Here is a 436-nt window from a genome sequence, read left to right on the forward strand (position 1 = left end):
TACACCGGGTTGCCATTCAGGCCAGCTTGGTGAGAGAGGCACTCGTCCCCTTGGTAGTCCACCACCACGAACGGTTGCGGGTCGAGCCCCGCCACGGTTAACGCTATTTGCAATGTCGCCATCTGTGTATCCTTCGCCCTGCTTGTTTACCCTGATACGTTCAGCCAGACCCTGCCGTCTGGCTCAACGCACCACAGCCCGCCCGTAAAGGCAGGCTGTTTGCGTCTTCATGTCGCCATGAAAGATTAGGCTTCGATTGGCTTGCGCCAGTCGTCCGAGCCTGAGGTGCCTGCGTTGACGTGGTCCCACGTCACTTTGCGGTAAGACATCGATACGGTCAGGTTCTGGGTAAAGTCTGACTTCGCCGGGTCTTGGCAATGAGGCATCTCGCAGTGAATGTCCACAATCGAGGCACTTTCCAGCTTGGTGGTAAAGA

General features: G+C 56.9%; 1 pseudogene. It reads right to left on the bottom strand.

Annotated elements, in window-relative coordinates:
• Positions 1 to 245 precede the first annotated feature (245 nt).
• Positions 246 to 436: pseudogene (locus HLG76_RS14680) on the bottom strand (type VI secretion system tube protein Hcp); the annotation flags it as partial.

It is taken from the genome of Salinivibrio sp. EAGSL (assembly GCF_013366455.1).
GTDB lineage: Bacteria > Pseudomonadota > Gammaproteobacteria > Enterobacterales > Vibrionaceae > Salinivibrio > Salinivibrio costicola.